The following is a 9,175-nucleotide window of genomic DNA, read 5'->3' on the forward strand; positions in this document are numbered from 1 at the left end:
TTGCGGGTTGCTACTCCGCGGCACCCCTGAAGGCGCTTGCTCCGGTTTCGAACTGCAGCTTGGCCAGCCTTGCATAGATGCCGCCCTTGGCGACCAGGCTCTGGTGCGTGCCTTCCTCGACGATGCGGCCGCCATCCATGACCAGGATGCGGTCGGCCTTCAGCACGGTCGCCAGCCGGTGGGCGATGACGATGGTGGTGCGGCCCTGCATCAGCCGTTCCAGCGCCGTCTGCACCAGCGTTTCGCTTTCGGCGTCGAGCGCCGACGTGGCCTCGTCGAGCAGCAGGATCGGCGCGTCGCGCAGGATGGCGCGGGCGATCGCCACGCGCTGGCGCTGGCCGCCGGACAAGGTGACGCCGCGCTCGCCGACCTGGCTGTCGTAGCCCTTGTCGAGCCTGAGGATGAACTCGTCGGCCAGCGCATCCCTGGCGGCGGCCTCGATCTCGGCATTCGTCGCGCCCGGCCGGCCAAAGCCGATATTGTCGCGCGCGCTTGCCGCAAAGATGGTGACGTCCTGCGGCACGATCGCAATGCGCTCCCGCACTTCAGCCGGATCGGCTTCGCGCACGTCGACGCCGTCAATGGCGATGCGGCCGGTTTCTGGATCGTAGAAGCGCAGGATCAGCGAAAAGACGGTGCTCTTTCCGGCGCCCGACGGGCCGACGATCGCCACCGTCTCGCCGGGCTTGACCTGAAAACTCAAGCCGTGGACGGCGGCACGGTCCGGCCTTGCCGGGTAGGAGAAGGAGACGTCGTCGAAACTGATCGCGCCTGTCGCCTTGGCGGGCAGCGGCAGCGGATTGGCCGGCGGTTGAATCGCCGGCGTCTCGTCGAGTATCTCGGTCAGCCTTTCGGCCGCACCCGCCGCCTGGGCAAGCTCGCCCCAGACTTCCGACAGTGCGCCCAGCGCGCCTGCGGCAAACACGGAGTAAAGCAGGAACTGGCCGAGCGTGCCGGGCGACATCGTGCCGGCAAGCACGTCACGCGAGCCGAACCACAACACCGCCACGACCGAGGAAAAGATCATGAAGATGGCAAAGAAGGTGAGCAGCGAGCGGGAGAAGATCGACGAGCGCGCCGCCTGGAAGGCGGCTTCCACCGCGGCCGAGAACCGCCCGGTGACCAGCGTCTCGTTGGTGAACGCCTGCAGCGTGCGCACCGCGCCGATCTGCTCGCTGGCATAGGCGGTCGCTTGCGCCAGCGTGTCCTGCGCCTGCCGTGACCGGCGCCTCACCGAACGGCCGAACGCGACCAGCGGCAGTACGATGAGCGGAATGGCCGCGATCACCAGGCCCGACAGTTTCGGGCTGGTGACGACCATCATCGCCACCGCGCCGAGCCCGAGGATGACGTTGCGCAACGCCACCGAGGCGGTGGCGCCGACCGCGGATTTCACCTGCGTGGTGTCGGCGGCAAGCCGCGAGACGATCTCGCCCGATTGCGCGGTGTCGAAGAAGGACGGCGAAAGCGTCGTGACATGCGAAAACACGTCGCTGCGGATGTCGGCAACGACCCGCTCGCCGAGCGTGATGACGAAGTAGTAGCGTCCGGCCGACGCTGCCGCCAGAATGGCTGCCATCGCCACCAAAGCGGCGAAATACTCGGCGATGAAGACGGTGCCGGAAGCACTGAAACCGTGATCGATCATGCGCCGCACGGCCAGCGGCAGCGCCAGCGTCGTCGCCGCGGCGATGGCGAGCGAAATGAGGGCGCCTATGACCAGTTTGCGGTAGCGGAATATGTAGGGATATAGGCGCCTGAGCGGCCCGAGCGAGCGCCTGCGCCCGTCTTGCTCGCCGCTGATGTCCGCCATGACCGTTTCCTCTGGCCGCTCCAGGTGGGCGCGTTCAATATGCGCCTGCCGTGGCCTTGTGATTCAATTCCGGCTGATGTATAGGCTCGCCGACCGTTTTAGAAGCCGTGGCTTTTCAATAGCTGCGGCTTCGAGTTTTAAAAAGGGGCGCATCGACGCAGGCCGCGGGCCCGTCTGTAGCGCCGCAAGCCAGGAAGCACGACAATGAAGGCCGATATCCATCCCGACTACCACACCATCAAGGTCGTCATGACCGATGGCACCGAATACTCGACCCGTTCGACCTGGGGCAAGGAAGGCGATACGATGAACCTCGATATCGATCCGACCACGCACCCGGCCTGGACCGGCGGCCAGCAGACCCTGCTCGACCGCGGCGGCCGCCTGTCGAAGTTCAAGAAGCGCTTCGAAGGCTTCGGCCTCTAAAGTTTACCTGTATCGCTGAATCAAGAACCCGCCTTTGTGGCGGGTTTTTTTGTTGCCGCCAAAGTCAGTCGCTTCGAGCTAACGCGCCGATACCTCCCGCTTGTGGGGAGGTCGCCCAGGGTCGGGTGCGGTCCGACGCCTCCACCCTGCTGCTTCGAAGCGACCCTTCCCAGAGTGGTGCGAGCCTACCCGTCCACCAATTCCCGCAGCGCCATGCGCTTGTAGGCGGCGACCAGCCTGTCGCCCTCCTGCCGGTCGACCGAGATCGCCAGCCGCACGGCAGCCTCGCCCATCTGCCAGACCAGAAACGCTGTGGTCTCCAGCGCCACCGGATCGGCGCCGGGATGCAGCCGCTTCAGCACCATCGTCAGGAATTCGGCATTCGCCCGGCTGTCGGCGAGTTCGAGCTGGCGCAGCGCCTTGTCGGCCTGGGTGCCCGACCAGATGTCGCGCATCACCGGCTCGGCCAGGAACAGCTGATAGTAGATATCCACCAGCTCCGAAAACGCCTGCCGCAGGCCCTCGGCGTCGACGACATCCTTGAGCGCCGAGGAGATGCAGGCCTGGCTTTCGGCGGTGTATCGCTCGGCCAGCGCCCAGACGATCGCCCGCTTGTCGGGAAAGAACTGGTAGAGCGAACCGATCGACACCGCGGCCCGTTCCGCTACCTCGCCCATGCGCATGGCGTCGCTGCCTTGCTCGGCAATCAGCGCCGAGGCTGCGGCCAGCATGCGCTCGACCCGCTCGCGGCTGCGCTGCTGGGTGGGCGCCCGTCGCGGCGATGCGACCTGCTCCTCAGATGCGGGCGTTGCTGTGTCTTCCATGACGGCCTCCGGTCTCGACAAAATCTGCCAACAAACGGCTTGACTCCCAAAATACGAGGGTTTATCACATTTTGCAAATGTGAGGATTATTCATATTTGTAACAAAGGAAAACCACCATGACCGACACCAAACCAGTCCTGATTCTCGGTGGCACTGGCAAGACCGGCCGTCGCCTCGCCGGGCGGCTGACCTCACAGGGCATTCCCGTGCGCATCGGCTCGCGTTCCGGCAGCCCCCGCTTCGACTGGGAGGTTCCGGCGACCTGGGAGCCTGCCATGCAGGGCGTGGGCGCCGTCTACATCAGTTACTATCCCGACATCGCCGTGCCGGGCGCCGCCGAGACCGTCGGCGCCTTCGCCAGGCTTGCGGTGGCAAATGGCGTCACCCGCATGGTGCTGCTCTCCGGCCGCGGCGAGACCGAAGCCCAGCGCGCCGAAGAGATGGTCAAAGCCTCGGGCGCTGACTGGACGATCCTGCGTTGCGCTTGGTTTTCGCAGAATTTCAGTGAAGGTTTTCTCGTCGAGTCCTTGCGGCAAGGCGAAGTGGCTTTGCCTGTCGGCCCTGTTGGCGAGCCCTTCGTCGATGTCGACGACATCGCCGATGCTGCCTTCGTTGCGCTGACCGAACCGGGTCATGTCGGCCAGCTCTATGAGTTGACCGGGCCGCGGCTGCTAAGCTTCGCCGACGCGGTTGCCGAGATCGCCAAGGCGACCGGCCGCGACATCCGCTATATCAAGATCTCGCATGACGAATTCACCGCCGCGACGGCGGCATACGAACTGCCGCCCGAAATCGCCTGGCTGCTCAACGAGCTGTTCACCGAAGTGCTTGACGGCCGCAACGAGACGCTGACCGACGGCGTCCAGCGTGTGCTCGGCCGCGCGCCGAAAGACTTTTCCGCCTACGCAAATGAAACCGCTGCAACCGGCATCTGGAGCAACTGAGATGATCAAGCTTCTTCCCACCCTCACCATCATCGCCGCCATCGGCTCGGGCGTCGTCGGCGGCATGTTCTTCGCCTTTTCCAACTTTATCATGGCGGCGCTTGCCCGGCTGCCGGTCCCCCAAGGCATCGCAGCGATGAATTCGATCAACATCACGGTGATCACGCCCACCTTCATGACGGCGCTGTTCGGCACCGGCCTGCTCTGTCTGGTGTTTATCGCCGCCGTTCTCATGGGGTGGCGCCAGTCCGGCTCATACTGGCTGCTTGCCGGCGCCGTGATCTATTTGATCGGCAACCCGATCGTGACCATGGTCTTCAATGTGCCGCTCAACGATGCGCTCGCCGCCGTCGACCCGGCCAGCGCCAATGGCGCAGCCGTGTGGGCGAACCATCTGAATCAATGGGTGATGTGGAACCACGTCCGCACCATCACCGCCATCGTGTCGATGGCCTGCTTCATGTTCGCATTGCTCTGAAAAATGACACTTCGCAAACGCAAGGACCTCGCCTCAAGCGGGGTCCTTTTGCGAGTGACCCTTGCGGTCGGAATGACCGAGATCGCGGCCCGGATCGATGACGTCGCGCACCAGCTGCTTGAGCTTGGCGGCATCGGGAAAGCCGCCGTCGCGCTTGCGGTCCCAGACCAGCACATCGTTGCAGGAAACGGTGAAGATGCCGCCTGTGCCCGGCACCAGCGTCACTTCACCAAGATCCGTGCCGAAGGTGGAGAGCAGTTCCTGCGCCATCCAGCCGGCCCGCAACAGCCACTGGCACTGCGTGCAATAGGTGATGACCACGCGGGGCCTCTCCGGCACACTCATGTCTGGGCCTCCTGTATGCGCACCGTGGTATTTGCGAATCGATCGTGTATCGGGTCGTCGCCCAGAGCTATGGATATCGCAATCCAGACCGGCCAGATCAGCACCAAAACGAGGGCAGCGGATGCAACCACTATTTCCAGGCTGGAGTAATCCTGCACGCCACCGGGAGCGGTGCCCCAAGCCTGAAAAGCATACCAGCTTCCCGTCAGGACGATCGGTAATGCGCCGAGAAACTTGATAAGTTGCCGCCGAACAGCCTTTCTCGCCGGCAGGCCGACCCTATGTCTGTCGTCCTCATCATGTACAGTGAGCTCCGTGAGCCGCTTGCCGATTGATTGGCCGGACTTCAACTCCATAATGAGGAGATAAGACGCCAGAGCGATCAGCTCGAGGAAACCCAGGTCCAATGCTGCAGGCCTGAAATTCCCTTGCGAATCCAGATCGATCGAGATGGAGGAGGTTTCTCCAGGCTTTGAGCCCGGCGCCGTACCCACGCTCCATATGGCGACCGGCAAACCGAGTACTGATGTTCTACACACCTGCCAATCATAACGGGCAAGTGTCGGGGCACCGTGAACCGTACCCTCCTGGCAATAGTTTCCAGTTCAGCCAAAAGCTGCCTTTTACGCCACCGTTGGTCAGCAGAAATAGAGCCCCTACGAGCAAATAGAGGGCGATCAGGATTACAAGGTAGTCGATGAGTGCAGCGAGAAACCGTCGCCATATGCCGGGCCGGCGAGGCCAGGCCACCGCATCGGCAAAACTTGCCTCTTTATAGTCGGTCATCGGCCCCCCCTGATAAATGACTAATCTATAGGCAGGCCGCCGTCATACAGCAATATTCGCATCCGACTGTATTGCACGGACCTACGCCGCGCTGAGCTTGGCCATGGTCTCGTCGTCGACCTCGAAATTGGCGTAGACGCTCTGCACGTCGTCATCGTCCTCGAGCGTTGCCACCAGTTTCATCAGCGATTGCGCCCGCTCTTCGTCGACCGGGACATTGTTCTGCGGCTGCCAGATCGGCTTCACCGATTCGGCCTCGCCAAGCGAGGCTTCCAGCGCCTTAGACACTTCGCCCATACTCTCGAACGCACAGTAGATGGTGTGGCCTTCCTCGTCGGACTCGACGTCATCGGCGCCGGCCTCGATCGCCGCGTCCATCACCTTGTCGGCGCTGCCGGCGGAGGCCGGATAGTAAATCTCGCCGGCGCGGTTCCACATGAACGACACCGAGCCGGTTTCACCAAGCGCACCCCCGGCTTTGGTGAAGGCGGCGCGCACGCTCGAGGCCGAGCGGTTGCGGTTGTCGGTCAGCGCCTCGACGATCAGCGCCACGCCGCCTGGCCCATAGCCTTCATAGCGCACCGCTTCGTAATTCTCGGCATCGCCCATCGATGCCTTGTTGATGGCGCGCTGGATGTTGTCCTTCGGCATCGACACCGCCTTGGCGTTCTGAATGGCCAGGCGCAAACGCGGGTTCATCGACGGATCCGGTGTTCCGCTCTTGGCGGCGACGGTGATTTCGCGCGCCAGCTTGGAAAACATTTTCGACCGCACCGCGTCCTGCCGGCCCTTGCGGTGCATGATGTTCTTGAACTGTGAATGGCCGGCCATGGCACCCCTGTCGTCTTCGGCTAGAGCATCCCGAAGCGAGGTGGTCTCACCTCGTCCTCCCGGGTACTCGAATTCAAATTTTCAGAGCCGTCCAAGGTGCAACGCGATGCACGGCGTTCTCTGTCGGAATGGCCGGCTTATAGATAAATCGGCTCAATTCGTCCAGCCGCGCCGGTTCAGTCCTCCAGATCGGACTTCAGCCGGTCGATAATGCTGAGCGCATGGCCGGCATACTGGCTGATCCAGCGGTCGTGGATGTGCTTGATCGGCAGCGCGTTGAGATGGTTCCAGCGCTCTCGCCCTTGGCGCTTTGCCACCACCAGTTCGGCTTCTTCCAGCACCTTGAGATGCAGCATGACGGTGCAGCGATCGATGTCGGGAAACGCCTCGCACAACATGCCGGTCGTCTGCGGCGCATCCTTCAGCCGATCCAGCAATTCGCGACGGCGCGGATGCGCCAACGCCTTGAAAACGTGATCGTCTGCGGTTTGGCTTGACATGTTATGTTTCTATAACATATCGTCGAGCCAATCAAGGAGGAGCTGTGGATATGTCTCTTGGATTCAGAGTTTCCGGGCGCATCGGCAAACCGGTCGCCGAAGTCTTCGACGCCGTCGTCAATCCCAAAAAGCTGAGTGGCTATTTCACCACCATCAGCGGCGCCAGCGCGCCGCTGAAGGCCGGCACCGGGGTGGTCTGGTGGGGCAAGGTGCCCGTCGAAGTCGATGAGGTGATCAAGGACCGCCATATCGTGCTGCGCTGGGATGCCACCGATGCCGAAGGCAAGCCCGCCTACAAGACACGCATCGAGATGAACTTCGAGCCGCTGGACGATGGCGGCACCCTTGTGACCATTGCTGAATCCGGCTGGCCGGAAGGCGTGGTCGGCCTGCAGAAATCCTACCTCAATTGCGAGGGCTGGTCGCAGATGCTGGCCTGCATGAAGGCCTATGTCGAATACGGCATCAATCTGCGCGACGGCTACTACCGCGGCGAGATGAGGGGCGAGCCGGCCAACGAGACAAACAGATGAACAGCGCAACGGAGCCCGCAATGACCGCGAAAATGACAGGTGGAATCAACATCGCCATGAAAGTCCCGTCACATCAGTACGAGGCGACGATCGCCTTCTATCGCGACGTCGTCGGCTTGAATCCATTCACCGCCAAGACGCCGGCCATCGGCTTCGAGCTTGGCCCAAACCGTCTGTGGATCGACGAGGCGCCGATGCTGAGCCAGGCCGAAGTCTGGCTTGAGCTTTTCACCGACAATTCTGCAGCCATTGCGGATCATCTCGCCAAGGCCGGCGTCGTCCGTTGCGACGCGGTCGAGCCCCTGGGCGAAGGCTTTCGCGGCTTCTGGATCGCCAACCCGGCCAGCATCGTTCACATGGTGCGCGAGCCTGACGCCTGGTGAGCGCAAACCGGACAAGGAAAGGAGCATCGATGGAAATTCACAAAACGCCGACTGCCGAAGCCGGCATGCTGATCAGGCGGCCGGTCGCCGAGGTCTTCGAGGCGATCGTCGACCCGGCCATCACCACGAAATTCTGGTTTACCCACAGTAGCGGCCGGCTGGATAGCCGCAAAGAGGTTCGCTGGGAGTGGCGCATGTACGGGGCCTCGGCGATGGTCAATGTCAGCGAGATCGTCGAGAACAAGAAGATCGTCATGCAATGGAGCGATCCGCCGACCACTGTGGTCTGGACATTCACGGAAATGCCCGGCGCCGAGACGCCTGACGGTGCAACCTTTCTTGAGGTCAGCAATTTCGGCTTCGCCGGCACCGCCGACGAGCAGGTCAAGCAGGCAGTCGGCTCGACCGACGGCTTCGCACTGGTTCTTGCCGGCGCAAAGGCATGGCTGGAACAGGGCCTGTCGCTTGGCCTGATCGGCGACCGTTATCCGAAGGGCGTGCCGGGGCGCTAGGATCGCCCCGATCGCCCAGCCTCAATGCCCACCGCTGGATTTCTTCCTTCGCCGCGCCAGCATGTTGAGGCCCTCGACCAGGGCGGAAAAGCCCATCGCGGCGTAGATGTAGCCCTTCGGCACATGATAGCCCATGCCGTCGGCGATCAGCGTCATTCCGATCATCAGCAGGAAGCCCAGCGCCAGCATGACGATGCTCGGGTTCTTGGCGATGAAATTGGCCAGCGGCCCGGCCGCCAGCATCATCACGCTCACCGCCACGATCACGGCGATGTACATGATGGCAATCTCGTCGGTCATGCCGACGGCGGTGATGATCGAATCGATCGAAAAGACGAGATCGAGCAGCAGGATCTGGAAGATGGCGCCGGCAAGCGAGATCTGCAGCGTCTCGCCCATCATCGTATCCTTGTGGTCGTCGGGATCGACGGTGTGGTGGATTTCCTTGGTCGCCTTCCAGACCAGGAACAGGCCGCCGGCAATCAGGATCAGGTCGCGCCAGGAAAAGCCATGGCCGAACGCTGTGAACACCGGCGTCGTCAGTTGGACGATGATCGAAATGGTGGCGAGCAGCACCAGCCGCATGATCAGCGCCGCCGAGATGCCGAGACGCCGGGCGCGGGCGCGCTGCGCTTCAGGCAATTTGTTGGTCAGGATCGAGATGAAGATCAGATTGTCGATGCCGAGCACGACCTCGAGCACGATCAGCGTCAGCAACGCGACCCACGCGGTTGGATCGGAAACAAATTGAAAATGCGGCGCCAGGAAGTCAACGAGCTGCATGGAGGTCGTCCCCTCT

14 protein-coding genes are annotated in these 9,175 nt (G+C 62.6%); 6 read left to right on the top strand and 8 right to left on the bottom strand.

Annotated features, from left to right (window positions below):
- Positions 1-10: 10 nt before the first annotated feature.
- On the bottom strand, positions 11-1,813 hold the full coding sequence (locus NKI37_RS20110) for an ABC transporter transmembrane domain-containing protein (protein ID WP_023668749.1): 1,803 nt from the start codon (positions 1,811-1,813) through the stop codon (positions 11-13).
- 204 nt (positions 1,814-2,017) lie between these two features.
- Here NKI37_RS20110 and rpmE point away from each other — a divergent pair, with 204 nt between their 5' ends.
- Positions 2,018-2,239 (top strand): 50S ribosomal protein L31, encoded by a 222-nt coding sequence (gene rpmE, locus NKI37_RS20115; protein ID WP_023668748.1) that lies wholly within the window; start codon positions 2,018-2,020, stop codon positions 2,237-2,239.
- A 185-nt stretch (positions 2,240-2,424) separates the two neighbouring features.
- Here the strand turns inward: rpmE and NKI37_RS20120 are convergent, their stop codons facing one another.
- Positions 2,425-3,063 carry a TetR/AcrR family transcriptional regulator gene (locus NKI37_RS20120; protein ID WP_023829284.1) on the bottom strand — a complete coding sequence of 213 codons (639 nt, stop codon included), beginning with the start codon at positions 3,061-3,063 and terminating at the stop codon, positions 2,425-2,427.
- A 117-nt stretch (positions 3,064-3,180) separates the two neighbouring features.
- Here NKI37_RS20120 and NKI37_RS20125 point away from each other — a divergent pair, with 117 nt between their 5' ends.
- Positions 3,181-4,008 carry an NAD(P)H-binding protein gene (locus NKI37_RS20125; RefSeq protein WP_023668744.1) on the top strand — a complete coding sequence of 276 codons (828 nt, stop codon included), beginning with the start codon at positions 3,181-3,183 and terminating at the stop codon, positions 4,006-4,008.
- Position 4,009: 1 nt separating this feature from the next.
- Positions 4,010-4,486 carry an anthrone oxygenase family protein gene (locus NKI37_RS20130; protein WP_352787045.1) on the top strand — a complete coding sequence of 159 codons (477 nt, stop codon included), beginning with the start codon at positions 4,010-4,012 and terminating at the stop codon, positions 4,484-4,486.
- Between the two features lie 33 nt (positions 4,487-4,519).
- On the opposite strand, the gene NKI37_RS20135 is transcribed toward NKI37_RS20130, so the two are convergent.
- The 5 genes from NKI37_RS20135 to NKI37_RS20155 all read right to left on the bottom strand — a co-directional run bounded on the left by NKI37_RS20135 (position 4,520) and on the right by NKI37_RS20155 (position 6,948).
- Entirely contained in the window at positions 4,520-4,831 is a 312-nt protein-coding gene (locus NKI37_RS20135) for an Rdx family protein (RefSeq protein ID WP_023700268.1), read from the bottom strand.
- Positions 4,828-5,325 carry an RDD family protein gene (locus NKI37_RS20140; protein ID WP_352794547.1) on the bottom strand — a complete coding sequence of 166 codons (498 nt, stop codon included), beginning with the start codon at positions 5,323-5,325 and terminating at the stop codon, positions 4,828-4,830. Before NKI37_RS20140 ends, NKI37_RS20135 begins: the two co-directional genes overlap by 4 nt.
- Positions 5,326-5,377: 52 nt before the next feature.
- Positions 5,378-5,617, bottom strand: a complete 240-nt coding sequence (locus tag NKI37_RS20145) for an RDD family protein (protein ID WP_352787048.1) — start codon at positions 5,615-5,617, stop codon at positions 5,378-5,380.
- An 81-nt stretch (positions 5,618-5,698) separates the two neighbouring features.
- Positions 5,699-6,448: a YebC/PmpR family DNA-binding transcriptional regulator gene (locus NKI37_RS20150; RefSeq protein WP_023711993.1), complete on the bottom strand. Its 750-nt coding sequence runs from the start codon at positions 6,446-6,448 to the stop codon at positions 5,699-5,701.
- 176 nt (positions 6,449-6,624) lie between these two features.
- A complete protein-coding gene (locus NKI37_RS20155) occupies positions 6,625-6,948 on the bottom strand; it encodes an ArsR/SmtB family transcription factor (protein WP_023711994.1) in 324 nt (107 codons plus the stop codon).
- A 50-nt stretch (positions 6,949-6,998) separates the two neighbouring features.
- On the opposite strand from NKI37_RS20155, the gene NKI37_RS20160 reads away from it, so the two are divergent.
- Genes NKI37_RS20160 through NKI37_RS20170 form a run of 3 tightly spaced genes read left to right on the top strand, consistent with a single transcriptional unit; the run spans position 6,999 to position 8,376 of the window.
- Positions 6,999-7,481 (top strand): SRPBCC domain-containing protein, encoded by a 483-nt coding sequence (locus tag NKI37_RS20160; RefSeq protein WP_352787051.1) that lies wholly within the window; start codon positions 6,999-7,001, stop codon positions 7,479-7,481.
- 20 nt (positions 7,482-7,501) lie between these two features.
- Positions 7,502-7,864, top strand: a complete 363-nt coding sequence (locus NKI37_RS20165) for a VOC family protein (RefSeq protein ID WP_023700266.1) — start codon at positions 7,502-7,504, stop codon at positions 7,862-7,864.
- A gap of 29 nt (positions 7,865-7,893) precedes the next feature.
- Positions 7,894-8,376, top strand: a complete 483-nt coding sequence (locus NKI37_RS20170; protein WP_023698429.1) for an SRPBCC family protein — start codon at positions 7,894-7,896, stop codon at positions 8,374-8,376.
- 21 nt (positions 8,377-8,397) lie between these two features.
- Here the strand turns inward: NKI37_RS20170 and NKI37_RS20175 are convergent, their stop codons facing one another.
- Positions 8,398-9,159: a TerC family protein gene (locus NKI37_RS20175; protein WP_023827027.1), complete on the bottom strand. Its 762-nt coding sequence runs from the start codon at positions 9,157-9,159 to the stop codon at positions 8,398-8,400.
- Positions 9,160-9,175 lie beyond the last annotated feature (16 nt).

Origin of the sequence: Mesorhizobium sp. M0626, assembly GCF_040320665.1 — a bacterium.
GTDB lineage: Bacteria > Pseudomonadota > Alphaproteobacteria > Rhizobiales > Rhizobiaceae > Mesorhizobium.

Bases quoted from the DNA above. Each gene is read 5' to 3' on its own strand.
- NKI37_RS20110 (WP_023668749.1), bottom strand. From the start codon at position 1,813: ATGGCGGACATCAGCGGCGAGCAAGACGGGCGCAGGCGCTCGCTCGGG.
- rpmE (WP_023668748.1), top strand. From the start codon at position 2,018: ATGAAGGCCGATATCCATCCCGACTACCACACCATCAAGGTCGTCATG.
- NKI37_RS20120 (WP_023829284.1), bottom strand. From the start codon at position 3,063: ATGGAAGACACAGCAACGCCCGCATCTGAGGAGCAGGTCGCATCGCCG.
- NKI37_RS20125 (WP_023668744.1), top strand. From the start codon at position 3,181: ATGACCGACACCAAACCAGTCCTGATTCTCGGTGGCACTGGCAAGACC.
- NKI37_RS20130 (WP_352787045.1), top strand. From the start codon at position 4,010: ATGATCAAGCTTCTTCCCACCCTCACCATCATCGCCGCCATCGGCTCG.
- NKI37_RS20135 (WP_023700268.1), bottom strand. From the start codon at position 4,831: ATGAGTGTGCCGGAGAGGCCCCGCGTGGTCATCACCTATTGCACGCAG.
- NKI37_RS20145 (WP_352787048.1), bottom strand. From the start codon at position 5,617: ATGACCGACTATAAAGAGGCAAGTTTTGCCGATGCGGTGGCCTGGCCT.
- NKI37_RS20150 (WP_023711993.1), bottom strand. From the start codon at position 6,448: ATGGCCGGCCATTCACAGTTCAAGAACATCATGCACCGCAAGGGCCGG.
- NKI37_RS20155 (WP_023711994.1), bottom strand. From the start codon at position 6,948: ATGTCAAGCCAAACCGCAGACGATCACGTTTTCAAGGCGTTGGCGCAT.
- NKI37_RS20160 (WP_352787051.1), top strand. From the start codon at position 6,999: ATGTCTCTTGGATTCAGAGTTTCCGGGCGCATCGGCAAACCGGTCGCC.
- NKI37_RS20165 (WP_023700266.1), top strand. From the start codon at position 7,502: ATGACCGCGAAAATGACAGGTGGAATCAACATCGCCATGAAAGTCCCG.
- NKI37_RS20170 (WP_023698429.1), top strand. From the start codon at position 7,894: ATGGAAATTCACAAAACGCCGACTGCCGAAGCCGGCATGCTGATCAGG.
- NKI37_RS20175 (WP_023827027.1), bottom strand. From the start codon at position 9,159: ATGCAGCTCGTTGACTTCCTGGCGCCGCATTTTCAATTTGTTTCCGAT.